This is a genomic window from Lacinutrix sp. MEBiC02404 (assembly GCF_053601575.1).
Map to the genome: position 1 here is coordinate 50,719 of NZ_JBSHNV010000110.1, position 23,467 is coordinate 74,185.

A 23,467-nucleotide genomic window follows, 5' to 3' on the forward strand; every position below is an offset into this window, starting at 1 on the left:
AAAGGTTTTATTGTTTATGTATTAATTTTTCTAGAGCTTCTATATGTTTTTTAAAAGCAAGTCTTCCAAGTGTTGTTGTTGCATAGCGTGTGTTTGGTTTTCTTCCAATAAATTGTTTTTCTACACTTATATATTCGTCTTTTTCAAGCGCTTTGGTATGACTTGCTAAATTGCCATCTGTAACGTCCAACAATTCTTTAAGCATTTTAAAATCGGCGTACTCATTTACCATTAAAATAGACATGATGCCTAGTCTAATGCGATGATCGAATGCTTTATTTATGTTTGTTATTATGCTCATATACTTCTTGCTAGGGCAGGAATCTATTTATTTAGGTTTGGTGTTGCTCCACTTTAGTTACTTTTCCATTTTCAAAATATATGTCTAAAACGTCTGGATCCATACTAAAAAGTCCAGGAATAAATCCAATGTCATAGGCAATGTGATTTTGGTTGTATTCGTGAAAATCTTTTCCTAATAATGCTGTTATTTCTTCTTTCGTTTTTCCGATTAATATTTTGCTTTCCATTATATCTTCAGACATTTTATATCTTTCTTCGATATTTGTTTCCCATTCTTGTTTGTCAAAAGCATTGGAAGGATAATACGAAATGGAAAATATCCATAAATAAATTAATCCAAAATAAATTATAGGACTCAAAAATATAGCTGGAATTAGGGCTACTAATTTTCTGTTTTTGTCGTTTCCTAGATGTAGCTTTTTTAACACCCACTTCGATAAAAAGTAGGTTAGAATTGCTAGTATGAGAATTATTAGAATACTCATCTACTGGTAATTAATTTCATTGGTATCAATGGTTTTCATTTTCTTAAAAAGAATGGTTATACCAAAACAAATAACACCAATAAATAGAGATACTGGTACTAATATAATAAGCGCTTCATTGGTTGTTTTTCGTTTTTCTAATGCATTTAAAAAGACTTTAGACGTCTTTGTTTTTTCATCACTATTTAAAACGCCATCCTTGTCTACATCCAAATGCTCAAATTGTTGATTAAATTTTTGGTTGGAATAGTAAGTGTAAGACACGCCAATAGCATAAACTATTATGGTTGCAATTAATCCTATCTTTATTGCTTTATTCATTTCTTATCATATTTAATATACATTATGGTTCCGTAAATAATGTGTAATACACCAAAGCCAAGAACCCAAAGGAAAAACCCATATCCGGGTAATAAAGCGCAAATTAAACCTAAAATTATTTCTATCACTCCTAAATATCTAATATCTCCAATACTATATTTGGATGCATTCACTAAAGCAAGGCCGTAAAAAATAAGCATTAACGCTCCCGCTTGTCCGTACTTTTGTTGCCCAAGAATAATTAATATATAGATTCCTCCTGTAACTAATGGGATTAAAAAATTAAAGACCAATCGTCTAGAAGAACCATCCCAAATTTTCTCCTTATTCTTTTTTGCTTTTCTTGTGGTTAAAAAAATGGCAGTTACAATACTAAAAAAGGCAACTAAAGCCAAAACCAGTAAACAGGTTTTAAAAACCCAACCATCTAGAAGTAATGTGCCGTAACTATGTTTTGTTACCAACCAATATGCGGTTGCAGCACCAATAAGTGCATAGACTCCTGCTAAGATTCCCGCTAAGCCACTTAATGAAATAAAACGGGAGGATTTATTCATTAAATTTTTAATCTCACTAATGTCTTTTAAATAATCTTTGGCTTCCATGTAAAAGTACTTTGAATTACAAAGTAAGTGAAATTATTTGAATGTTTGCTTATAAATTTTTGTTAATTTTATAGAATCTAATAAAACTATGAATCCAGCAGAGCAATACATAATTAATCAACCAGAACCATATCGTTCTATTTTAATGCATTTGCAGACGGTTATAGCGCATACATTGCCAGAAGCGGAGCTCAAGTTTAAATGGCGAATTCCTTGTTACTATATAAATAACAAACCTATTTGTTATTTAAATGCTAGTGCTAAAAAGGAATTTGTAGATGTTGGTTTTTGGCATGCAGCACATTTGTCTAAAAAGTACGAAGTATATTTAGTTAGTGAAAACCGCAAACTAGTAAAGTCTTTGCGCTATAGGACTTTGGAAGAAATTGAGGATACCGTTTTTATAGGAATCCTTCAAGAAGTGTATATAAACAAAGACAAAAGCTTTTATAAAAGAAAGTAAACAAAAACGACCTCTTTGTTTCCAATTTCTTTTAGTTTAAATTTGAAATTCACTCTCCTCCTTGAAAAAAGGAGGAGAGTTGCTTACTTATTTTGGGTATCTTCAATATAGTAAAGTCTACTAATAAATAGCGTAGTTATCTAAATTCTAAATCTTCCGCCAACAGAAATTACACGTTGTAGATACCAGAAATGTTGCGACGCTTTTTCACTAGTATTGCTAGTCGTTCTAATATCTGGCATATTGATGAAGCCACCTCTTAGATCAGTTTCAATAAAAAAGTATTTAAAGAAAGTAAGGTTTAGTCCAACATTTAAAGAAACACCATAACCCGCAACATGAAATTCATCGTATCTATCTTTTTGTAAAAGTGTAGTATTCGATTTAGGATATAAAACTCCAGCGCCAAAACCTTCGGTTATGTTTATTTGAAATGTATCGGTATTATTAATTTTTAGAATAGATGAAATATCATCAAATCTATTAAGCTCTAAGTACACATAATTCAAACCGTTTGTATGTTCAAATTTTAAAAAATCTTTGGAAACAAAATAAGAGTCACCAGTAAATTCTTGATTGTATACACTGCCTTCTTCGTCTGCCGGAAGGTCTATATAACCACTCACGTTTTTGAATTTATTTCTTTTCATCACATATTTCATGTGGTCCACACCAAATGCAATATTGTATTTGTCAGAAATAAAATAGCCAACCTTTACATTGGTTTGAGGTATGGTCATTCTTGTCGGATTTATATAATCGATATGCCAACCTTTTGGTTTGTCTTTTGCAGAAGCATCATGAATGGTAAAGTCGTAACCTTCCCCTTGAAATCTAATATCCGATTTAGAAAATGTTTCTCTGTTTCCTCCCCAACTTAGAAAGAATTTACCTTTGTTGTTCGCAGTGTATTTTTCGGTGACAATAACATCCTCTTGCGCAATTGTAGTAGTTGAAAATAATATAAGACTGAATAGTGCTAAATATTTTAGCGTTGCATTTTTCATTAAAAAAGAAATTTGGGGTAATTATAATGCGTTTATGGTTTTTCTAATAGCTACCAAGTTGGTAAGTAATTTTTCCAGATTATCTAGATGTAACATATTTGCGCCATCACTTTTTGCATTTGCAGGATCAAAATGTGTTTCAATAAATAACCCATCTACATTATTTACAATTCCAGCACGAGCTATCGTTTCTATCATATCTGGTCTTCCACCAGTAACACCAACGCTTTGATTAGGTTGCTGTAAGGAGTGTGTTACATCTAAAACGGTAGGGGCGTATTGACGCATGGTTGGTATCCCTCTAAAATCGACAATCATGTCTTGGTAGCCAAACATAGTACCTCTATCGGTAATCCAAGCTTTATTGCTACCAGAATCTTTTACTTTTTGTACAGCGTGTTTCATGGCTTCCGGACTCATAAATTGTCCTTTTTTCAAGTTTACCACTTTACCCGTTTTTGCAGCAGCTACTACCAAATCTGTTTGTCGAACTAAAAATGCAGGAATCTGTAAAACATCGACATATTTTGCAGCAAGCGCAGCATGGCTTACTTCATGAATGTCTGTTACTGTTGGTATATCAAATTTTTCAGAAACCTTTTTTAAAATTTCTAAAGCTTTTTCATCGCCAATTCCTGTAAAGCTATCAATTCTACTTCTGTTTGCTTTTTTAAAACTTCCTTTAAATATGTAAGGTATTTCTAGTTTGTTTGTTATTTCTAATACTTTTTCGGCAATACGAAAGGCCATCTCTTCACTCTCAATAGCACAAGGGCCTGCTAAAAGGAAGAAATTATTAGAATTGGTATGTTTTATTTTTGGAATATCTTGAAGATTCATCTACTTAAATTTTAAGCGACAAAGATAATCAATTTAAAAACTTTTTTTCATACTATTTCTCATAATCCATAATGCCATAATAAAGTTGGCAGCAACAAATACGCCTCCATAAGCAACAAACTGTGTTGTAGCGTGAGAAAAGGAAATAATTTGAAGTACATCTGATAGATATGCTAATATCATATAAGAAGACAGACATACAAAAGTGATACCTAATCCGAAATTTAATCTGTTGTTCGGTTTAATTATTTGCCATAGGAATGGAATACCAAATAATAATATAGGATAGGCAGAAATACCTTCCATTTTATTAATATCTGTAAACCAATACGCAATAATAGTTAGAAAATATAGGTAAGGGATGAATTTTGAATACTTGGTAATTAGGTTCATAATGCTATTAATTTTAGTTAGGGAAAAATTATTATTCAGTTATAGTTACTTTAGGGAGTAATTAAATTAGAAAACGAAAAATAGGAAGAAAAATTACAGCATATTCCAATTATAACAAATAATTAACTAAAAAATAATCGATATGTTAAATTATGATATTTAATTTATGTGAATTAATAAAAGCGCCGCTATTTTATGGAATTAATAACCCGTTGAAAGGCCATATTTTTTATGGAAGTCATAAATAGTTTGTAAGATGTTAATTATCAAAAGAATTTAATGTACCTTTGCACGCTTAAAATAAGGCACTATTATGGCTAATATTAAAAATATCGCAATTATTGCACACGTAGATCATGGTAAAACTACATTAGTAGATAAGATCATGTACCATTGTCAACTATTTAGAGAAAACCAGAATACTGGGGACTTAATTCTAGATAACAATGACTTAGAACGTGAAAGAGGAATTACAATTACTTCTAAAAACGTATCTGTAGTTTACAAAGACACAAAAATTAATATTATTGATACACCAGGTCACGCCGATTTTGGAGGTGAAGTAGAGCGTGTATTAAATATGGCTGATGGTGTTGTACTATTAGTAGATGCATTTGAAGGTCCGATGCCACAAACGCGTTTTGTATTACAAAAAGCGATTGACTTAGGATTGAAACCTTGTGTGGTTATTAATAAAGTAGATAAAGAAAACTGTACTCCAGATGAAGTACATGAAAAAGTTTTTGATCTAATGTTTGAATTAGGAGCCGAAGAATGGCAACTAGATTTCCCAACAGTATATGGTTCTGCAAAGAACAACTGGATGAGTGATGATTGGAGAAATGAAACTACAAATGTAGAGCCATTATTAGATATGGTTATAGAGCATGTTCCTACTCCGAAATTTGAAGAAGGGACTACGCAAATGTTAATTACATCTTTAGATTTCTCTTCTTTTACAGGTCGTATCGCGATTGGTAGATTACAAAGAGGAACGCTTGTAGAGGGACAACAAGTTTCTTTAGTGAAAGCAGATGGAACAATTACAAAAACAAGAATTAAAGAAGTATTTATATTTGAAGGTTTAGGACGTAAGAAAGTAGAAAGCGTTCAAACTGGAGATATTTGTGCACTTGTAGGTGTCGAAGGATTTGAAATTGGAGATACAATCGCAGATATAGAAAATCCAGAAGGTTTAAAATCTATTGCAATAGATGAACCTACAATGAGTATGTTATTTACTATTAACGATTCTCCTTTCTTTGGTAAAGATGGAAAATATGTGACTTCTCGTCATATTAAAGATCGTTTAGAAAAAGAATTAGAAAAAAACTTAGCGCTTAAACTAGGAGAAACTGGTAGTGCCGATAAATTTATGGTTTTTGGACGTGGTGTATTACACTTATCGGTTTTAATAGAAACGATGCGTCGTGAAGGTTATGAATTACAAATTGGACAACCACAAGTAATCATTAAAGAAATTGATGGTGTTAAATGTGAACCAATTGAAGAATTAACTATTGATCTTCCAGAAACAGTATCTGGTAAGGCAGTAGAGTTTGTAACGAAACGTAAAGGGGAGTTACTAAGTATGGTTGCTAAAGGTGAGCGTATGATTTGTGAGTTTATGATTCCTTCTCGTGGTATTATTGGTTTACGTAACCAATTACTAACAGCAACTGCTGGAGAGGCTATTATGGCACACCGTTTTAAAGAATACCAACCATTAAAAGGAGATATTCCTGGACGTGTTTCTGGATCTTTAATTTCTATGGAAAACGGTACAGCAATTCCTTACTCTATTGATAAATTACAAGATAGAGGTAAGTTCTTTATTGAGCCAGGAGAAAGTGTTTACGAAGGTCAAGTAATTGGTGAGAACTCTCGTCAAGATGATATGGCTGTAAATATTACAAAAGCGAAGAAGCAAAGTAATGTACGTAGTTCTGGAGCAGATGATAAAGCGAAGATTGTACCAGCTATTAAATTTTCTTTAGAAGAAGCTTTAGAATATATTCAAAAAGATGAGTATGTGGAAGTGACACCAAACCACTTACGTTTACGTAAAATTTGGTTAACAGAAAACGATCGTAAAAGAAACAAGATTGCTTAAGCAATAGTTTTTATTATATATTTAAAAGGAATCCATTTTGGGTTCCTTTTTTTGTTTTATATACTGGCGAATTCTGGAAGTTATTAAATCTAAAAATTAAAGATACTTGTAAAGTTTAAGTTTAGTATATTTACAAAAAAAAATAATATGCATTTTTTATATTTCGATCCGGGTTTAGGAGCAATGATAATACAGGCAGTAGTTGCAGCAGTAGCTGGTGTTATATTATTTTCTAAAGGTTTATTGTATAAAATAAAAACCCTTTTAGGTTTTTCTAAAAACCAAGAAGCGGAGATGTATGATGATATTGAAATTGAAGACCAAGATTCAGAAACAAAACAATAGTTCGTGGTAGATAACAGCAAGCACGCTTCTTCTTTTAGAGATCCTTCAGGTTATATTTTTACTGAAGAAGGAGTTATTAAACGAACCATATTTCCTATATATTTTAAGCAATACAACGCATTAACAAGCACTGGGTTTTTTGATAGTTTATTTAAAAACAAACTATTAATTCCGCATCAAGAAATTTCTAATTCGGAAGATAAGATTGTTATACAGCCAGAAAATATTCCGTTTATAACCTATCCGTACGAGTGGAGTTTTAACATGTATAAAGAAGCTGCGTTGCTAACGCTAAAGCTTCAGAAATACAGCTTAGAAAAAGGTTTTTCGCTTAAAGATGCAACCGCTTTTAATGTTACTTTTCATGAAGGGAAAGCTATATTTATAGATACACTTTCTTTCGATTTCTACCAAGAAAATACGCCTTGGCGCGCATATAAACAATTTATTACTCATTTTTTAGGACCATTAGTTTTAGCGCATTATCACGGTGCACAATCTATAAAGTTAATGAGTAATTTTATAGATGGAATTCCTATTAAGATGTTAGCTTCTATGCTTCCGTTTAAAACAAAAATGAATCCGTTTTTATACGCTAATATTCATTTGTTAGCAAAGTTTGAGGACAAGCATAACGAAGATTATAAAGGCGAATCTAAAGCTTCCGCATTATCTAAAAAAGGACAGTTAAACATTATACAAAGCTTGTATGATTATATTAAAAAACTGACTTTAAAAGAGCATAGTGAATGGGGGAATTACTATGATAAAACCAATTATAGTGACGATGCTTTCGTGCAGAAATCGACCATAATCAACAAGTGGATTGTAGATTTAAATACCAAGACGCTAATTGATGTTGGTGGAAATGATGGCACTTTTGTTAGAAAAATAGATGCCAATTTAAAGCAAGCTTTGGTTTGCGATATCGATAATAATGCTGTAGATTTTAATTATAAAGCCATTAGAGAAAATAAAGAATCTTTTATTACTCCTTTTGTTTTAGATGTTTTAAATCCGTCTGCAGCTATAGGTTTTCAAAATAAAGAACGCGATTCTTTTATTAATAGAATGAAAGACTTCGCTCCAGACGTTACATTAGCTTTAGCTGTAATTCATCATATGTCTTTATCGGGTAATGTAACTTTTGAAATGTCTGCGCAGTTTTTTGCTTCGTTTTCTAAGCATTTGGTCATTGAGTTTCCTAAAAGAAACGATTCTTGGGTACAACGTTTATTAAATAGTAAAGTAGATTTTAAAGACCATTTTGATTGGTATTCTTTAACTAATTTTGAAGCTGCTTATACAACCTATTTTGAGCTTATTGAAAAAAAACCTATTGCAAATAGTGAACGCGTGATGTATTTACTAAAGCCAAAAGATGTTAAGTGATTTTCGAAATAAAGTAATTTCTTTTCTCAACAGTTCAAAAGATTATCCTATACTCGCTGCAATTGCATCTGGTTTATACCCTTTGACTTTTTATTATTATAGAAATTTCACACTAATTAATTCATGGAGTCAGTTTTTGTATTTTGTGTTTTATTTTTTAATAATACCTTATGTCGTTTTTAAAATAGCATATTCATTATGTATTCGAGTCGCTTTTTTTAAACCAATAAAGAAGTTTGTTTTGCCTTTGCTTAATTTTTCTTGGTCTATTTATTTGCTAATTTATGTAACTATAGGCTTTACTTTTAAAACTGCTGTGTTTGCTTTTGTACTTGTTTTAATAGGGACTTTTTTACTCTATAGATATTTTAATAAAATAGTAGTTTTTCAATTGCTTTTAGCTGGTGTCACTTTTTTTTGGTTTTCAAATTATTTCCTTTTTAATATTAAAAACCCAAGCACATGGATAAGTCAACCTGATAGCATTGAAGAAGTCATTTTTAAAAAGAAACCAAATATTTATTTCATTCAACCAGATGGCTATGCTAATTTCTCTGAAATAGAAAAAGGCTATTATAAATTTGATAACAGTGTGTTTGAATCTTATTTAAATGCGAATGATTTTAAAGTGTATGCTAATTATAGAAGTAATTACTATTCTACTTTAAGTTCTAATAGTTCCTTGTTTGCGATGAAGCATCACTATTATAATGAACCAAGCAATAGGATTACAGAACTTTATAATGCGAGAGATGTTATTGTAGGAGAGAATCCTGTTTTACAAATTTTAAATAATAATAACTATAATACACAACTGTTAATTGATAGTTCTTATTTATTAAAAAACAGACCTCATGTTGCCTATGATTATTGCAACATAGACCCTTATCAGTTTTCTCCATTTCCTAAAGGTTTTCAGGCGCATAGGGATGTTTTTTTAGATCTGAAAACGAGAATGAAGGTTTCAAAAGAAACAAACAATTTTTACTTTATAGAAAAGTTATCACCAAGTCATATTACAATTAATAAAAACCCTGGAAACATAGCAGAGAAAGAACGAGTAGGTTATTTAGAACGACTAAAAAAAACTAATGTCTGGCTAAAGAAAGTTGTAGATTTTATAATTGCAAATGATGAAAATAGTATGATAGTAATTGCTGCAGATCATGGCGGTTTTGTTGGCATGAACACGACATTAGAAAGTAGAGCAAAACGGAATGATAGAGATTTAATTTATTCTATTTTTACTGCACAATTAGCAATAAAATGGCCAGGAAAGCCAGCTGCTTTTGATGATAAAATAAAAACACCAGTTAATTTGTTTCGGGTTTTGATTTCTTATCTAAGTGAAAATGAAATGTATTTGCAAAACCTGCAAGAAGATAAAAGTTATTTGCAAATAATAAAAGATGCACCTATTGGAGTTTATGAGTATATTAACGAAAAAGGGGAAGTAGTTTTCAATAAACACGTAAAATAATTAAAAATGTGGAATAGCTTTAGAAATAAAGTTTTTGCTTTCTTAAAAAGCGATAGGGATTATCCGATTCTAGCAGGTGTTGCTGCTGGATTATATCCTTTGTTTTATTACTATAACAAGAATTTTACATTGATGAATTCTTGGAATCAGGTTTTATTCTTTGTTACTCTATATGTCGCACTTCCAATAGGAGTCATTTATGTGCTTCATAAAATTTTTTCTAAAATGAATCTTTGGAAAAAGTACGGTAACTTCATTATTCCTATTTTAAACCTTTGCATTTTTGCTTCTTTAATTGTTTTAAGTACTTCTGGTTATAGTAGTAAAAAGATTTTATTGGTGACATTAGTGGCCTTTTTATTGGGTGTTATTTTAAAGAATCATTTTAAGAAAATTATTGTTTTTCAGTTGTTACTTGCAGTATTAGTTTTTGCAAAATTGGTGCCTCATTTCTATAAGCAAATAAACTATACAACAGCTTGGATGCAACAACCAGACGCTATTGAAGAAGTCGTTTTTGTGAAAAATCCAAATGTGTATATTATTCAGCCAGATGGATATGCTAATTTTTCGGAATTGAATAAAAGTAATTATAATTATGATAATAGTAACTTTGAATCCTTCTTAGTAGAAAGTGGTTTTAAATTGTACAACAACTATAGAAGTAATTACAGCTCTACGTTAAGTTCAAACAGTTCTATGTTTGCAATGAAACATCATTATTATAGCAATCCCAAACCAGGAATAAACGAATTTTATAATGCTCGTGATGTTATTGTAGGTGATAATCCTGTAATTTCTATATTTAAAAACAATAAGTATAGAACGAACCTAATACTTGAAAAATCGTATTTGCTACTTAATAAACCAAAGGTCGCTTATGATTTTGCGAATCTAGAAAGTAAGGATATATCGTATCTTTCTAGAGGATATGGTAATTTAAGAAATATTAATTCCGATTTAGAAATTGCTATAACGAATAATAAAGAAACAAATAATTTTTATTTTGTTGAAAAATTAAAACCAGGACATATAGCCACCTTCAAAAATGGAGCTAAAGGAAAAGATATTGGTCGGTTAAACTATTTAAAAGAGTTAGAATTTGCAAATATCTGGTTGAAGGATGTAATTCATTTAATTAATGAAAAAGATCCTAATAGCTTAATCGTGGTAGTGGCAGATCATGGTGGTTTTGTTGGTTATGACTATACTTCCCAATCGAAAGAAAAACAAATGCGGGAAGATTTGGTACGGACTATTTTTACATCGGCTTTAGCAATAAAATGGCCAAATAAAGCACCAGATTTTGATGAAAAGTTGAAAACGAATGTTAATTTATTCCGGATTTTATTCGCATATTTAAGTGATGATGAATCGTATTTAAATAACTTACAAGAAGATAAAAGTTATAATATTATAGAAAAAGGAGCTCCTTTTGGAGTGTATGAAAGAATTAACGAGCAAGGAGAAATTGTCTTTAAATTGCAAAAGGAAAGTCTGGAGAAAAAGAACGATTAACATTGTTATTTCAATTCTACATATGATAAAAAAAATAAAAAAATATATAACTGACTTTGTGAATTCAGACAAAGACACACCACTATTAGCAGGTTTAATAAGTGGATTATATCCTTTGTTGTATTTTTATTCTAACCACTTTTTTTCTAAGAATTCCCTTTCACAGCTTGTAACCTTTTTTCTAATATTTATAGGTCTTTCTGTTTTAAGTTTTGCCGTTTCTTATTTTGTGTTCAATAAAATACCGCTTCTAAAAAAGTATAGAAAGCATTTACTTTTTGTACTTATAATAGCTGTTGTTGCTACTTTATTATCTAAAGTTATTTATTTCAAAGTAATGAAAACAGCTTTAGTTATTATCTTTTTTATTGCGTTTTTGTTGTCTCTTAAGTTTTATAAATCGTACAAGAAACTTCTCGTTTTTATACTATTAATGTGCGTGTTGCCTTTATGCAAAAACGTGATTTTTTTATATGATTCCTTTAAGCCTTTACGTTGGCAAGAACAGCCAGATGCTATCGAAAATGTGCAGCTAAAGAAAACGCCAAACATATATTTAATACAGCCAGACGGTTATGTGGGAGAAGAGGTTTTAAGCAAAGCACCATATTATGCGGAAAGCGAAATATATAATTGGCTAGAAATGGAAGGTTTTAAAGTATATCCAGATTTTAAAAGCAACTATCCAGCGACTTTAACATCTAATGCTTCCATGTTTAGTATGAAACAGCATTATTTTGGAGAAGACACTTTTCCTTCCCTAGAAATGATAAACGCCAGAGATGTTATTAGTGGTCAGAATCCGGTTATTTCTATTCTGAAAAAGAACAGCTATGCCACTTTTTTAGATGTTGAAATTGAATATTTTCAGCACAACAATAGTGCTCAGAAGTATGATTATAGAAATATTAGCTTGGATGAAATTCCGATTTTCAGCCATGGTGAGAATCTAAAAAAAGATGTTTTAGTAGATTTAGAGGAAATGATGGAAATAGATTCCGAAAAGCCTAAATTCTTTTTTATAGAAAGATTAATGCCGCATCATGTGAAATTGTATGATACCATTGTAGATGTGGCAACAGAAAGAGATTGGTATTTAAATCGATTAGAAGAAGCAAATTCTTGGTTGAAAAATTCTATCGATTATATATCTAATAAAGATCCTGAAGCGATGATAATTGTTCTTGCGGATCATGGAGGAATGGTTGGAGTAGATAATTATAAGGAAAAATATACCAATGATAATCCAGTTAATATGAGCTCTATTTTTTCAGTATTGTCTGCTATAAAATGGAATGGTAATTTAGAAGCAGGTTATGACACAGAATTAAAATCGAATGTAAATCTGTTTCGAGTTTTGTTTTCTGTCTTAAGTGAGGATAAAACTTACTTAAATAATCTAGAAGAAAACGGAAGTTATAACCTAGATAATGGAAATGGTTTTTACTATTCGGTGCATCAAGCAATACAAAGTAATGGTGATTATAATTTAAAAAAAGGAACAAACGAAACTTCAAAGCGGTTAAATTACATAAATAGCTTTTAAATTAGTAAATTCAGCTTTACAAAAAAAACGAAGAAATTATTTTCACGATATATAAATATAATCCGGAATATAAAGCACTTTGGGATGGTTTTATTACCAAAGCTAAAAATGCTACTTTTCTATTTCATAGAGACTTTATAGAATACCATCAAGATCGATTTGACGATTATTCGTTACTCGTTTTTAAAAAGGAAAAGCTAATCGCTGTATTACCTGCTAACTTTGTTGCGAATAAAATACACTCGCATCAAGGTTTAACGTATGGCGGACTAGTAGTTTTAGAAACCATAAAACTAAAAGAATTTACCGAGTGTTTAAAAGCAGCTTTAAATTTCTATAAAGAAAACGGATTTGAAAGTATAGAGCTAAAAGAACTTCCGTCTTTTTATAGTCCGGTACCAAATGATGAAATGCAGTATTTGTCTTTTATTTTAAAAGCAGATTTAATTCGAAGAGATACACTTTCGGTTTTAAATGTACAACAGCAACCAAAACTATCTAAAGATAGAATAGCTGGAAATAAAAGAGCTTTAAAACAAAACTTGATAGTTAAAGAAGTAGAAACCTTCGATGCTTTTTGGAATACCATTCTTATACCCAATTTAAATGCGAAGCATGAAGCGCAACCAGTGCATAGTTTAGCGGAAGTCACCTATTTAAAAAGCAAGTTTCCAAAGCAAATTAGACAATTCAACGTGTATAAAGAAGATAAGATTGTAGCTGGAACTACTATTTTTGAAACAAATCACGTTGCACATTCACAATACATTTCTGGTAATGCTGATAAAAATTTAATTGGAAGTTTAGATTTTTTACATCTATATTTGATGCAGAAAGTCTTTGCCGATAAGCCTTATTTTGATTTCGGAATCTCGAATGAAAACAAAAGCAAAAATATAAATCAAGGATTGCAATATTGGAAAGAAGGTTTTGGTGCAAGAACCATCACTCAAGATTTTTACCAAATAGATTTTAAGAATATCGATAATTTAGATACTATTTTTATATGATTAAGTTTCTAGACTTACATAAAATGAATGCGCGTTTTGAAGTGCAGTTTCAAGAACAGTTTCAACAGTTTTTAGATTCTGGCTATTATGTTTTAGGCAAACAAGTAGCAGCTTTTGAAACCAACTTTGCAAACTATTGCGGCACCAAACATTGTATTGGTACAAGTAATGGCTTAGATGCATTGATTTTAATATTTAAAGCATATAAAGAACTTGGGTTATTACACGATAATGATGAAGTTATTGTGCCTGCAAATACATATATAGCAAGTATTATTTCGGTAATGCAAGCGGGCTTAAAACCGGTTTTTGTAGAGCCAGACTTAAACACTTATAATATTTCTGTTGCTAATATTGAAAAACAAATAACACCAAAAACAAAAGCGATTCTTGCGGTACATTTATACGGACAAATAGCAGATATGGAACGTATTAATATACTTGCGAAAAAATACGACATATTAGTTATTGAAGATGCAGCACAAGCACATGGCGCAATACATGAAAATAATAATAGAGCAGGCAATTTAAGTGATGCTGCAGCCTTTAGTTTTTATCCGAGTAAAAATCTTGGCGCTTTAGGAGATGCAGGAGCGGTGACCACAAACCATACTGCTTTAGCAGAAGTGATTAAAAAAATGCGTAATTACGGTGCTTCCAAAAAATATGTAAATGAGTTTATAGGTTTTAATAATAGGCTAGATGAAATTCAAGCCGCTTTTTTAAATGTTAAACTTCCAACGTTAGATGCAGATAATGAAATTAGAAGACAGGTAGCAAAACGTTATATTGCTGAAGTTAATAACGAAAAAGTAATACTTCCATTTTATAATAACTCGAACAACCATGTGTTTCATGTGTTTGTTGTTTTAGTAGAAAACAGAGACCATTTTATAACGTATTTAAACCAACATCAAATCGAAACTTTAATGCATTATCCTATTGCTCCACATAAACAAGAGGCATTTAAAGCATTTGAGTCATTAGAATTACCAATAACAGAAGAAATTCATAAAAACATTGTAAGTTTACCTATGAGTCCTGTTCTTACAAACGACGAGGTAACCCAAGTTATTAAAATTTTAAACGACTATTAATTGAAAATATTAGGACCTACATTTTATCTTAAAAAAATAGATGCAAATGTTTCTTCTGTACTCCAAAAACCAAATCAAGTAAGCAGATGAAGCGCGTATTGAACTATATAAACTCTAATGTTTTATTTAAAGTTGCTTCGCTCAATTCTGCGGCAGTTTTAACTAAAATACTTACGGGTTTTTTAACTTCTAAAGCCATTGCGTATTTTGTTGGAGCAGAAGGAATGGCTTTAATTGGGAATTTGCGTAATTTTTTGCATTCCGCGCAATCCATTTCTATTCTAGGACTTTATAATGGCGTGGTTAAATATGTTGCAGAGTTTAAAGATAACGCATTAGAATTAAGTAAAACCTTATCAACCGTCTTTTACTTAGGTTTTATATCTACTTTTTTGGTTGCTTTTTTATGCTATTTTAATGCGGAACACATCAATAACTACCTTTTTCCGGCATATAATAATTATGCGTATGTAATTAAAATATTTGCAATTGCATTGCCTTTCTATACATTGAATATGTTCGCTTTCTCCATTTTAAATGGCTTTTCTAAATATCGAATAATTCTAATTATTAGTATTATTGGACAAATTCTTGGTGCGCTTATAACGATAGTTTTAATTTGGTTAAATAAAATAGATGGTGCCTTAGTTGCCATTGTAATTGCTGAGTCTTTAATTTTATTAATTACTTTAGTTGGTATTTTAAATCAGCGTAGTTTAGTGCCTTTAATTACGGTTAAAAATGTTCGACTTTCGGCCATAAAAAAATTAAGTACGTATTCGGTAATGGCTTTGTTCTCCGCGATAGTTTTACCATTAGTAGCAATTATTGTACGTAACTATATTATAGATAATGTTAGTTATCAAGCGGCGGGGTTTTGGGAGGCAATGACAAGGATTTCTAAATATTATTTGATGTTTGTAAGTACCTTATTAACCTTATACATCTTGCCTCGTTTGTCTGAAATAGATAACGTTAAGGAATTTAGAAAAGAAGTTTTTGGGTTTTATAAAACCATTATCCCCATTTTTGCTTTAGGCTTAATCGTTATTTATTTTCTTAGAACTTATATTATTGCAATAGTGTTTACTGCAGAATTTAAGCCAGTAGAAGACTTGTTTTTTTGGCAGTTATTGGGAGATTTTGTAAAAGTACTATCCATTGTGATTTCCTATCAGTTTTTAGCAAAAAATATGTTTTGGCACTATATTATCACCGAAGCATTTTCTGTGCTATTAATGTATTTAGCAAACATATATTTTATTGATTTATATGGCGTTAAAGGAGCAACAATTGCCCACTTTGTTAATTATCTTGTTTATTATATTGTAATTTTGCTAATCTTTAGTTCTTCCTTGTTTGGTGTTATACCCGATGAGAATGAAGGTGAAGATGAAGATGAAAACTTCGCTTAGTTTTTGTGAAATGTTTTCTTCAGAATTATTATACTATCCGAATAATAGTACGCTGCATTTTTAGAAATAGGAATAGAAAACATAGACTTTTTTAGAAAGAAATATGCTTCTGAAAATGTAATAGTAAGGAGTAACTTCAGTAAAAAGGAGGAAGTATTAACCTAGCGCGTTATAGACCAAGCTTCCAGGTATTTCTTGGCTATTAAAATGTAATCATGTTCTTTTTCAATAAAAGCTCTAGCATTTTTAGAGATTTCAGCAATTTTCTCCGGATGTAAAATTAGCCATTCTAATTTTTTAGCAATTTTCTCAGCATCCGGTAAAGCATTAATTGCAATGGTGTCTTCTTCAATACCATAATAATCTAACCACTCTTGTTCTGCTCCTGTAAAAACCACTTTTCCTTTTGCCATCGCTTCTAATGCATTATAACCTTGGTCATATGCAAATACTTGATCTAAAAGAATATGAGCCGCATTATATGATTTAATATATTCGGAATACGGAAGGCTTCTTGCTTCAATAATCTCGATTTTGGAAGCATACTTATCTTTAATTAATTCTAAAGCTTTATCAAATATATCATTGCCTTTTTTGTAATAATTTTGGTCGTTTATACCATGAAAAATTACAATCTTGTTGGTCATGTTTATGGGCTCTACTTTTACTTTTAACGTGTTTATTGGATTTGGAATCAATCCAAGATATTTATTGTGATTACGCATTGGTAAGTGATAATCTAAGTCGCTTGAAATTACACCTTGCATGTTTTTAAAAACATAATTATGTAACTGTTTAAAAGGTTCTGTACGCCATTTTAGTACATTCCAGTAATTAGCTTTAGATACTTTATTGTTTTCATATGGAGTAAAGATGGAATATCTAAACTTTTTTTCAAAAGCATAATTAACACTAATATAATCGGTGCCACAAGACAGTAAAAACACTTTTTTATTGTGTTTAAAAATGTATTCTAATAATTTGATTTCTACTTTCGGTAGGGTGCAAAAAGGGTTTTCATTTATTAATTGGACAACATCATAATTAATAAGCTTGCTTTTGTGTTTATTGATTTGTCTTCTAGTATTTAAAGAAGTAATGTCTATAGCTGTTAATTTATATATGATTTTTTTTACGAAAAGCAGAACCCCTTTGTTATAGGAGTCTTCTAAATAAATGTCTACAGGATAATTTTTAAAATCGTCAGCAAAACCAGCAATAGTAACTTGCGCTCCCAGTGATTCTAGGCCTTCTTTTAAAGAATTATGTAATCTGCTGTATTCTCCTATTAATAAGATTTTCATTTACTATATTTGGTTTCTAATACATTATCACTTGCAAAATAACAATAAAAAAAAGATTTGTGTGGTTACTTCTTCACTTGCTAAAGGAGGAGCAGAGAAATCTTCGGCAACACTGACTAATATTTTGCATGATCTTGGTTATAATGTGCATGTGGTAACGCTTTTATCTTCCGTGGAATATGCGTATTCTGGCACCCTTTTTAATTTAGGGGAATTTAAAGATAAAAATGATACTTTTTTAGGTAAAATTAAAAGATTCCGAAAATTAAAGCAATACCTAAAAAAGCATAATTTCGATGGTATTATTGATAATAGATATCGCGTGCTGGCTTATCGGGAATGGATCTTTACTAAATACTTGTATACGCATATTCCTGTAATTTATGTGCTTCATAATTATATACAAGAAAAAACATTTACGCCTTATAAATGGTTGAATGTTTGGCTATATAAAAACGAAACATTTACGGCGGTTTCCGAAGAAATAAGTCGGAAATTTAAAAAAGAATTTCAAATTAAAAAAATGCATACCATATACAATGCATTTAACTTTAAAGAAATTGAAAAGAAAGCTTTAGAAAGAAAGGCATTTGAAATAGAAAAGGATAGCTATATTATTTTCTACGGAAGGATTGACGATTCGCATAAAAATTTAAAGTTATTATTGCAAGCATATAAAAAATCAAAATTAGCAGAAGAGCATATTAAATTGCTAGTACTTGGAGATGGTCAAGATTATAATGAAATACTAGCGTATACTAAAGAATTACAATTAGAAACTCATGTGATATTTAAAGGGTTTACTGCAAATCCGTATCCGTATGTAAAAAACGCTTTGTTTACCATGCTTACAAGTAGGCACGAAGGTTTTCCTATGGTAATCCCAGAATCGTTAGCATTAGCAACTCCAGTAATCGCGGTAGACTGTAACTCTGGACCAAGAGAAGTCATACAAAATAAAGTAAATGGGTTGTTAGTAGAAAATTATAACGTAAATGCGCTAGCCGAAGCTATGGATAGTTTTATATTTGACAAAACATTATATCAATATTGTAAAGCAAATGCAAAACATAGTGTTGCAGCGTTTTCTATAGCGAATATTTCTAAGGATTGGAAAAAATTAATTGAAAGTACATGAGCCAAACTACCATAAAAGATATTAAAATTATTGATATACCTAGAATTGCAGATAGTAGAGGTAATCTAGCTGTTATTGAAAAAGATTGTACTCCTTTTGAAATAAAAAGAGTCTATTACTTGTATGATGTGCCAAGTGATGCATATCGAGGTGGTCATGCACATAAAGAACAAATAGAATTTTTGGTTGCCTTAAGCGGTAGTTTTACGGTTATTTTAAATGATGGAAAAAACAAACAATCTGTTACACTTAATAAACCCAATAAAGGCTTGTTAATACCTGTCGGTATTTGGCGCGAGCTTGAGGATTTCTCTTCAGGATCTGTTTGTTTGGTGTTAGCTTCAGATGTTTTTGAAGAGAGCGATTACATTCGAGAATATAAAGACTTTGAGTTATTTAAACGGACTTAAATTAACATGAAACCGTCGTAGTGTTTTTTGTGTTTTCATTAAAAATAATAAAGATCTTCTGTTACAACTTAGTAAAAAACGTTGTTTTGCATTTAAATTACGCTTGTTTAAATGCTTTAAATAAAAATCCATCTTCTCTTTATTACCTACAAGCTTGTATTGTAAAGCAATGGAAAACCTATTGAAATCTAAGTATTTTTTTAAGGAAGTATTACTTTTTGCAGCTTCTTCATATACATCTAAATCTAGAAATTGTCTCAAATTAGTATTCGAGTTAGAAATTCTATTATCTGCATGTAAGTTATAAATGGCAGTAACATTGTTATTAAAAGCTATGGGATGTTGTATCGCAATTTTTATCCATAAATCGGTATCTTCTCCAGCGCCAAGTGTTATCTTTTCATCAAAGCCGTTAAATTTTTCCAATACTTTTTTAGGAACCATTACTGCAGATGTCCACGCAACACAGCTAAATATACTGGATTTAAAATAGTCTTTAACAATACCATTCCATGATTTTGGAATGTCTATATAATCCGATTCTAAAGAGATTTCTCCCATTTTTTTTACATATGCATTTGCATATAAACCACAATTAGGAAAGTCTTCGCTTAGCTTTTTTAGCTGTTCTAGATGTGTATTTAGCCATAAATCATCGGCATCTAAAAAGGCAATATATTCGGCGTTTGCTTTTTCTATTCCAAAGTTTCTAGCATGAGAAACGCCTTGGTTTTTAATAGTAAGTACCTTAATTTTAGAATCGTTAAATACACTTAAGCTATTTAAACTAGCGTCTGTAGAACCATCATTAACAACAATGATTTCAAAATCTTGAAACGTTTGGTCAAGAACACTTTGTATTGTTTGCACAATAAAATATTCTTTGTTGTATAATGGAATTACTATAGAAAAAAATGGCATTAATTAGGTGTGTAAGTAACAAAGGTAGCTTAATCTATATAAATCAAATAGGTATAGAGATGGTTTTTTTGAAAGTAGGTTTTTATCAAAAGAACCTTTAAAATTTCTATAAATAAAAGCCAATAAATAATGAAGCTTTACTTTTTTAAGTTTGAAAAACACTTTGGTAATGAAGGTGTAGTTTTTAGGTATTAAGTCTTGTTTTAAAAACAGATGTAAAGCATCAATAGATTCAATAGATTTTCTTAAAAAGACACTACTTTCTTCTAGGCCTAAATGGTAGGTAGGGTTTTCAATATGTGCTACTTGTATCTTATTTAATTTTAAATGATAGGAAAACAAAGTGTCTTCGTGCCTTAAATTAGGAATGTCTTCATCAAAAGTAACCACATTGAAAACATCTTTTCTAATTAAAAAATTAAGTGTTAAAAAGCTTAAGTAACTATTTTTATTTCTTTTGTAGGTAGAAAGTGCTTCGCGTTTTCTTCCGTAAGTCCAACGCAGTAAATGGTCATTGTCTGGTTTCTTTTCGTCATACAAAATGCCGCCATAAATAACCTGAGAAGTTTTAGATATAGCTTTTAAATAGGTAGCAATAAAATTATTTTCTTTTGGAAGCACATCGGCATCCAAAAAAAGTAACCATTCAAACTTCGCTTCTTTTGCTAAAAGATTTCTAATGGCACTTCTGCCAATGTTTTTGTCAAGTATGCGATACTTTGTGTTTTCTAGACTATTAATCTCTTTATTCGCAATAATAATGTTCTGGTCTGTGGAGCCATCATCATAGCATAATATTTCAAAAGGAACATCCAGCTGTTTTATTTGTGCATACACTTCGGCAACAAGAGCGCTTATGTTGTAATTGTATGTAGGTATTAATATAGAGAGCATGAATGCTTGTTAGATTTATTCAAAACTAACAAAAATAATGTAATCTGTTTGCTATTGGTATAGTAATTGTAATTTTGTTACTATGAAGAAAATCTGTCTTACTATTTTATCCGTCTTATTTGTAGTGTTAAGTTTTGCACAACAAGAGTTTCATGTGTTTCCTAAAAACCATAAAACTAATCCTGGAATATCTACGGGAAATGGTTCATTACAAAATCCTTGGGATTTACAAACCGCATTGACGCAATCGAATAAGATTGTTAAAGGCGATGATACTATTTGGTTGCATGCAGGAATTTATAATGGTAGATATAATAGTACACTTAATACTACTACAGCGAATAAATATATTACAGTAAGCGCATTTCCAAACGATAGAGTTGTTTTAAATGGAAATGTTCCTTCCTCCCAAGAACAGACTCTAGGTGTTCGAGGCGGACAAGTAATTTATAAGGATTTTGAAGTTACTTGGTTGGGGGAATTTAATAGAGATGTACGAGTTGGTAAAATAGAAAAAACGGCAGGAGTTTACCATTTATTAGGAAACAATTGCAAGTTTATAAATCTTAAAATATATAACAATCCTGGTTTAGGTTTTGGTTCTTGGAAAAGTACAGGAGGCACCTTAATTACAGAATGTTTTGTTTTTAATAATGGTTCTATTAATAAAAAAGGAAGAGGTGTTGGTGAAGGATTCTATGTGCAGAATAAAAGTGAGGAAGAACGAATTATAAAGAATAATGTCATTTTTAATAATTACTATAAAGGTATTGAGGTTTGGTCTGCTGGTAGAAATGCAAATTTTGAATATGTAAAAAATATTACGCTAGATAATAACGTGATTTTTAATAGTGGTTTACCTGCAAATAAATATACGGTAGACAATATTATTGTAGCTTCCGATGATAGAAATGCCATTAATATTGCAAAAAACATTAAAGTTACCAATAACATATTATATCATAATACCAACTATTTAAAAAACGAGGTAAACGGCAATGCACCTTCTTTAACTTTAGGTTTTTATCATAAAGCACCAGTAGAAAATGTCTTGGTAGAGAATAATATTATTTTAGGAAGAAATAACGCATTAAGAATACTGTATGCAAAAACGCTAACCTTTAAAAATAATATCGTTTATACGGGGTATATGAATTTTACAAACTCGGTTTTCGAATTAGCAAAAAATAAGAACTGGAAGTTTTCTAATAATATATACTATTCTAAAAAAGCTGCAGGGTTCCGAATTAACAAAACAAACTATCCATTTAGTGAATGGAAATCTAAGTTTAACATAGATATAGATAGCCAAAAAAAGCACATTGGCGAATTTAACCTAGACCACGTTTTAGATATTACGAAAAGTGCATATAAAACGAATAGTTACAGAGTCGTTCTTTTTAATAAAGAGGAGCAAGATGTTGTGGTCGATTTCTCGGAATACCATATCAAAAAAGGAAGCAGGTACACTATTACAGATGTGGAGAACTTAGATCGTGTTTTAAAAACTGGAACTATAACGGAAGATGCTAAAATTACAGTGCCAATGCAAGCTGTAAATCCGAAGGAAACGAAAACATTAAATAATTTCGGCGTTTTTGTAATAGAATTTAAGGATCGAAAAAACACAGTTTCTACTAACCAAAAAGGAGATAAAGAAAAAGAAGATAAAAAGGAAAGCGCCTTTAAACGTTTCTTTAAAAGATTATTTTAACTTTTACGTTGTACCACTTCAAAAATCTGATTCTCATCACATTTTAAAGTTTTGCTTGGGTATTTTAATAACAAAGCATAATCATGCGTTGCCATTAAAATTGTATTTCCATTTTTATTAATTTCCTGTAAAACCTCCATCACCTCAATACTAGTTTGCGGATCTAGATTTCCTGTTGGCTCATCAGCAAGAATCAATTCAGGGTCATTCAATAAAGCTCTAGCAATAGCAACACGTTGTTGCTCTCCACCAGAAAGTTCATGCGGAAACTTAAAACCTTTCGTTTTCATGGCAACCTTATCTAAAACTTCATCTATTCTAGTTTTCATTTTATCTTTGTCTTTCCAGCCTGTAGCTCTTAAAACAAACAATAAATTATCGTTAATCGTTCGGTCTGTTAGCAATTTGAAATCCTGAAAAACAACACCAAGTTTTCGTCTTAAAAATGGAATTTCCTTTTCTTTTAATTTGCGTAAATCGTAATCTACAATATGTCCTTCGCCTTGCGTTAAGGCTAAATCGCCATAAAGTGTTTTCATAAAACTACTTTTACCAGAGCCCGTTTTTCCTATTAAATAAACAAAATCTCCTTTATTAACTTCTACATTAACATCAGAAAGGACTAAGTTATTTCCTTGAAAAATAGAAACATCTTTTAATTGCAAAACAAGATTCGACATAAAGTATAATGGTTTTAAGAGTTGTAAATGTATTATTAAAAAGTTAAAAGGTGAAAGTTATACCTTAAAAGTT

24 protein-coding genes are annotated in these 23,467 nt (G+C 30.6%); 13 read left to right on the plus strand and 11 right to left on the minus strand.

Annotation, left to right across the window (positions count from 1 at the left end):
• Nucleotides 1–7: 7 nt before the first annotated feature.
• The 4 genes from ACVCXO_RS01945 to ACVCXO_RS01960 are packed head-to-tail and all read right to left on the minus strand — an operon-like array spanning nt 8 to nt 1,714.
• Nucleotides 8–301 carry a winged helix-turn-helix domain-containing protein gene (locus ACVCXO_RS01945; protein ID WP_452227919.1) on the minus strand — a complete coding sequence of 98 codons (294 nt, stop codon included), beginning with the start codon at nt 299–301 and terminating at the stop codon, nt 8–10.
• 31 nt (nt 302–332) lie between these two features.
• A complete protein-coding gene (locus tag ACVCXO_RS01950; protein ID WP_452227920.1) occupies nt 333–788 on the minus strand; it encodes a hypothetical protein in 456 nt (151 codons plus the stop codon).
• On the minus strand, nt 789–1,109 hold the full coding sequence (locus ACVCXO_RS01955; protein ID WP_452227921.1) for a hypothetical protein: 321 nt from the start codon (nt 1,107–1,109) through the stop codon (nt 789–791).
• The gene (locus ACVCXO_RS01960; protein ID WP_452227922.1) at nt 1,106–1,714 is read right to left on the minus strand and encodes a hypothetical protein; all 609 of its coding nucleotides are present in this window, start codon (nt 1,712–1,714) and stop codon (nt 1,106–1,108) included. Before ACVCXO_RS01960 ends, ACVCXO_RS01955 begins: the two co-directional genes overlap by 4 nt.
• 88 nt (nt 1,715–1,802) lie before the next feature.
• Here ACVCXO_RS01960 and ACVCXO_RS01965 point away from each other — a divergent pair, with 88 nt between their 5' ends.
• On the plus strand, nt 1,803–2,177 hold the full coding sequence (locus tag ACVCXO_RS01965) for a DUF1801 domain-containing protein (RefSeq protein ID WP_452227923.1): 375 nt from the start codon (nt 1,803–1,805) through the stop codon (nt 2,175–2,177).
• 140 nt (nt 2,178–2,317) lie between these two features.
• Here ACVCXO_RS01965 and ACVCXO_RS01970 read toward each other — a convergent pair whose 3' ends face one another.
• Genes ACVCXO_RS01970 through ACVCXO_RS01980 form a run of 3 tightly spaced genes read right to left on the minus strand, consistent with a single transcriptional unit; the run spans nt 2,318 to nt 4,417 of the window.
• Nucleotides 2,318–3,184, minus strand: coding sequence for a hypothetical protein (locus ACVCXO_RS01970; protein ID WP_452227924.1), 867 nt, complete (start codon nt 3,182–3,184; stop codon nt 2,318–2,320).
• 21 nt (nt 3,185–3,205) lie between these two features.
• Nucleotides 3,206–4,024 carry a 3-deoxy-8-phosphooctulonate synthase gene (gene kdsA / locus ACVCXO_RS01975; RefSeq protein ID WP_452227925.1) on the minus strand — a complete coding sequence of 273 codons (819 nt, stop codon included), beginning with the start codon at nt 4,022–4,024 and terminating at the stop codon, nt 3,206–3,208.
• Between the two features lie 33 nt (nt 4,025–4,057).
• Nucleotides 4,058–4,417, minus strand: a complete 360-nt coding sequence (locus tag ACVCXO_RS01980) for a hypothetical protein (protein ID WP_452227926.1) — start codon at nt 4,415–4,417, stop codon at nt 4,058–4,060.
• A gap of 313 nt (nt 4,418–4,730) precedes the next feature.
• On the opposite strand from ACVCXO_RS01980, the gene typA reads away from it, so the two are divergent.
• From typA to ACVCXO_RS02025, 9 genes are all read left to right on the plus strand, one after another.
• Complete coding sequence (typA, locus tag ACVCXO_RS01985) at nt 4,731–6,530, plus strand: translational GTPase TypA (RefSeq protein ID WP_452227927.1); 1,800 nt, start codon at nt 4,731–4,733, stop codon at nt 6,528–6,530.
• 147 nt (nt 6,531–6,677) lie between these two features.
• Nucleotides 6,678–6,875, plus strand: coding sequence for a hypothetical protein (locus ACVCXO_RS01990; protein ID WP_452227928.1), 198 nt, complete (start codon nt 6,678–6,680; stop codon nt 6,873–6,875).
• Between the two features lie 3 nt (nt 6,876–6,878).
• Nucleotides 6,879–8,267, plus strand: a complete 1,389-nt coding sequence (locus tag ACVCXO_RS01995) for a class I SAM-dependent methyltransferase (RefSeq protein ID WP_452227929.1) — start codon at nt 6,879–6,881, stop codon at nt 8,265–8,267.
• Nucleotides 8,257–9,747 (plus strand): hypothetical protein, encoded by a 1,491-nt coding sequence (locus ACVCXO_RS02000; protein WP_452227930.1) that lies wholly within the window; start codon nt 8,257–8,259, stop codon nt 9,745–9,747. The genes ACVCXO_RS01995 and ACVCXO_RS02000 overlap by 11 nt, the downstream gene beginning before the upstream one ends.
• A 6-nt stretch (nt 9,748–9,753) precedes the next feature.
• On the plus strand, nt 9,754–11,265 hold the full coding sequence (locus tag ACVCXO_RS02005; protein WP_452227931.1) for a hypothetical protein: 1,512 nt from the start codon (nt 9,754–9,756) through the stop codon (nt 11,263–11,265).
• 460 nt (nt 11,266–11,725) lie between these two features.
• Nucleotides 11,726–12,811, plus strand: coding sequence for a sulfatase-like hydrolase/transferase (locus ACVCXO_RS02010; protein WP_452227932.1), 1,086 nt, complete (start codon nt 11,726–11,728; stop codon nt 12,809–12,811).
• 419 nt (nt 12,812–13,230) lie between these two features.
• Complete coding sequence (locus ACVCXO_RS02015) at nt 13,231–13,821, plus strand: hypothetical protein (RefSeq protein WP_452227933.1); 591 nt, start codon at nt 13,231–13,233, stop codon at nt 13,819–13,821.
• Complete coding sequence (locus ACVCXO_RS02020; protein ID WP_452227934.1) at nt 13,818–14,918, plus strand: DegT/DnrJ/EryC1/StrS family aminotransferase; 1,101 nt, start codon at nt 13,818–13,820, stop codon at nt 14,916–14,918. Before ACVCXO_RS02015 ends, ACVCXO_RS02020 begins: the two co-directional genes overlap by 4 nt.
• 86 nt (nt 14,919–15,004) lie before the next feature.
• The gene (locus ACVCXO_RS02025) at nt 15,005–16,333 is read left to right on the plus strand and encodes an O-antigen translocase (protein ID WP_452227935.1); all 1,329 of its coding nucleotides are present in this window, start codon (nt 15,005–15,007) and stop codon (nt 16,331–16,333) included.
• Between the two features lie 161 nt (nt 16,334–16,494).
• Here the strand turns inward: ACVCXO_RS02025 and ACVCXO_RS02030 are convergent, their stop codons facing one another.
• A complete protein-coding gene (locus ACVCXO_RS02030) occupies nt 16,495–17,637 on the minus strand; it encodes a glycosyltransferase (RefSeq protein WP_452227936.1) in 1,143 nt (380 codons plus the stop codon).
• A gap of 31 nt (nt 17,638–17,668) precedes the next feature.
• Between ACVCXO_RS02030 and ACVCXO_RS02035 the strand changes: the two genes are divergently transcribed.
• Entirely contained in the window at nt 17,669–18,775 is a 1,107-nt protein-coding gene (locus ACVCXO_RS02035; RefSeq protein WP_452227937.1) for a glycosyltransferase, read from the plus strand.
• The gene (locus ACVCXO_RS02040) at nt 18,772–19,185 is read left to right on the plus strand and encodes a sugar 3,4-ketoisomerase (RefSeq protein ID WP_452227938.1); all 414 of its coding nucleotides are present in this window, start codon (nt 18,772–18,774) and stop codon (nt 19,183–19,185) included. Before ACVCXO_RS02035 ends, ACVCXO_RS02040 begins: the two co-directional genes overlap by 4 nt.
• Here the strand turns inward: ACVCXO_RS02040 and ACVCXO_RS02045 are convergent.
• Together ACVCXO_RS02045 and ACVCXO_RS02050 are read right to left on the minus strand one after the other, a co-directional pair.
• The gene (locus ACVCXO_RS02045; RefSeq protein WP_452227939.1) at nt 19,168–20,106 is read right to left on the minus strand and encodes a glycosyltransferase family 2 protein; all 939 of its coding nucleotides are present in this window, start codon (nt 20,104–20,106) and stop codon (nt 19,168–19,170) included. The two genes, ACVCXO_RS02040 and ACVCXO_RS02045, sit on opposite strands and share 18 nt — an antisense overlap.
• A 3-nt stretch (nt 20,107–20,109) precedes the next feature.
• Complete coding sequence (locus tag ACVCXO_RS02050; protein WP_452227940.1) at nt 20,110–21,000, minus strand: glycosyltransferase family 2 protein; 891 nt, start codon at nt 20,998–21,000, stop codon at nt 20,110–20,112.
• An 82-nt stretch (nt 21,001–21,082) separates the two neighbouring features.
• Here ACVCXO_RS02050 and ACVCXO_RS02055 point away from each other — a divergent pair, with 82 nt between their 5' ends.
• A complete protein-coding gene (locus ACVCXO_RS02055) occupies nt 21,083–22,714 on the plus strand; it encodes a hypothetical protein (protein ID WP_452227941.1) in 1,632 nt (543 codons plus the stop codon).
• On the opposite strand, the gene ACVCXO_RS02060 is transcribed toward ACVCXO_RS02055, so the two are convergent.
• Nucleotides 22,711–23,394, minus strand: a complete 684-nt coding sequence (locus ACVCXO_RS02060; RefSeq protein ID WP_452227942.1) for a cell division ATP-binding protein FtsE — start codon at nt 23,392–23,394, stop codon at nt 22,711–22,713. The two genes, ACVCXO_RS02055 and ACVCXO_RS02060, sit on opposite strands and share 4 nt — an antisense overlap.
• Between the last annotated feature and the right edge of the window lie 73 nt (nt 23,395–23,467).